This window comes from Streptomyces sp. TBY4 (genome assembly GCF_024213195.1).
Taxonomy (GTDB): Bacteria; Actinomycetota; Actinomycetes; order Streptomycetales; family Streptomycetaceae; genus Streptomyces.
On record NZ_JANAVF010000042.1, the window covers coordinates 1 to 1,759 of the forward strand.

Below are 1,759 nucleotides of genomic sequence, written 5' to 3' on the forward strand. Positions count from 1 at the left end.
GGCTCTGGCGATGATCACGTGACGGGTCAGGGTGTCAGGAGTATTCGGAGCCTGAGGAGATCGAAGTTGGCTCTCCCGTAGCACTGGCGTTTGAGGGCCTTCGCTCGTGTGACTGCTCCCTCCACGGCACCGGAGTTGTGTTCCAGGCTCAGGCCGTTGGTGACCGCGGCCAGGTCGCGGCGTAGTCCGCTAGCGAAGGTGTGGAGTGTGGGCAGGTCGTCGCCCTCGACGCGTTCGATCCAGTCGGTGATCTCGGCGCCGCGTCGGCCGGTCATGATGGCGGCGAAGGAGCGCACGTGACCGTCCAGGCGGTGCAGGTGCTCGCACCGTGTGAGGAGGTCTTTGATCTCCAGGGTCTCGTCGTCGTCCAGGTGGTCGGGGTGGCTGAGGATCCATCGGCTGATCTTCCGGGGCTTGGGAATCACCGGGCCTGACGGGGCCGGCCGCCTTCGGACCGGGTCGGGACGGCTGCGGCTGGTTCCGGCAACTCGGTATTCGCGCAGGTAGCGGCGCACGATCTGCACGCTGCCGTTGAACCCCAGCGGCCTGATCCGCTCGGTGATCACCGTGGCGTTGGTGACGCCGGAGTTCCACAGCCCGTGGACCTGTTCGCGGTAACTATCAAGCTTCGTCACGCGGTTCTCGCACTTCACCAGCAGTTCCGCCAGCGTGGTGGCGTCAGCGAACCGGCGGACCGTCTGCTGGTCCAGGTTCAGCTCACGGCCGACCGCCGCCCGTGACATGCCAGCTGCCAAGCGGCTCTGCACCGCCTCGAAACGCTCGCGGGTTCGGATGACCAGTCGCCGTTCCGGGCGTAGTGGCAGCACAGCCTCCTGCGCGAGGAGAGTCGCCGGCACGGGTTCCGGGACTGGGTCCGGTTCAGGTGTGGCCGGCTCGCTCTGGACACGGAGGCAGTGGTAGTGGGAGTTCACGGCCTTACCGACTGCTTCACATAGGTTTTGCCATAAATGAAAGCGATCTGCCACCTGTATGGCGTCCGGCGCGCCGGTGCGAGCGCCCTCGGCATAGGCGCCTCCGCGATCACGGCATACGATCTCGACGCCTGGGTGCTTGACCAGCCAAGAGGCCAGGGTGGCGGCCTCGCGATCCGGCAAGACGTCGATCGGCCGGTGCGTGGCCATGTCGATCAGGATGGTGTTGTAGGTGTGACGGCGGCGAATCGCGAAGTCGTCGACTCCCAGTACCGTCACCGCCGGGACCTCGGGTGCTGGCTGCGCGCGGATCATCTTGATGAGCAGGTCCCGGCCGCACGGCATGCCCAGCGCCGTGGCCAGTCGCGCACCGGCCCGGCCGGCCAGCGCGAGCGCAATGGCCACCAAGGCGTTGGTGAGTACCGGTGTCCGCCTCGCGAACGGTGATGTCAGGCCGGGGACTTGCTCGCTGAACGTCGACAGCGCGCACGCAGGATTGCCGCACTTGAAACGGCGAACCGTCACCACGACTCTCGTCCTACGCCCGGCCGACGGTGCGTCGGCCAGCGTCCGCTGGTACCGCCCGTGACCCCGGGACGAACGCGCCCCGCACCCCGAACACCCCGCGACCTGCGCGGACGACCGCACAAAGAGCGTCACAGACAACCCATCGGACTCTATGCGGTCGACGCTGACCGCTCGAAGATGGGGCAACAACAATTCAATACCCGGAGATATGCACGCCGGTCATCCTCGCGGCTCCACGCAGCCGATCACGCCAGGGCACGCTGAACAGACAACGTCACGTGATCATCGCCAGAGCCGAA

1 protein-coding gene is annotated in these 1,759 nt (G+C 66.6%); it reads right to left on the reverse strand.

The annotated features are described in order from the left end of the window. Window positions 1-26: 26 nt before the first annotated feature. A complete protein-coding gene (locus NLX94_RS38650) occupies window positions 27-1,592 on the reverse strand; it encodes an ISL3 family transposase (RefSeq protein ID WP_308402663.1) in 1,566 nt (521 codons plus the stop codon). Window positions 1,593-1,759: the final 167 nt, after the last annotated feature.